At 54.2% G+C, this 297-nt stretch carries 1 protein-coding gene; it reads left to right on the top strand.

Annotated elements, in window-relative coordinates; translation table 11 throughout:
- Positions 1-31: 31 nt before the first annotated feature.
- The coding region (locus tag MXD62_RS08325) for an NAD(P)-dependent oxidoreductase (protein ID WP_248828821.1) at positions 32-297 on the top strand (266 nt) is incomplete at its 3' end.

The following is a 297-nucleotide window of genomic DNA, read 5'->3' as shown; positions in this document are numbered from 1 at the left end:
AACAAAAAGTGCTGGAGGCGGACGAACTTTCATGAACACCACAAAAGTAATCAAACCGGGTTCCACGGTAGGTATCCTTGGCGGCGGGCAGCTTGGACGGATGATTGCGCTTGCCGGACGCGCCATGGGCTATCGGTTTGTCACGATGGACCCGACTGATGATGCGCCCTGCGGTCAGGTTTCCGACCAGCAAATCGTTGCCAGATATACAGATGTAGAGGGCGCGCTCCGATTAGCGGAGCAAAGTGACGTGATTACCTACGAATTTGAAAACGTGGATGCGGAAGTGGCTGAGGT

Origin of the sequence: Frankia sp. Mgl5 (assembly GCF_023242985.1) — a bacterium.
Classification (GTDB): Bacteria; Actinomycetota; Actinomycetes; order Frankiales; family Frankiaceae; genus Parafrankia; species Parafrankia soli.
Note: the sequence above shows the minus strand (reverse complement) of the source record. Positions and strands in the feature narration are given on the sequence as shown.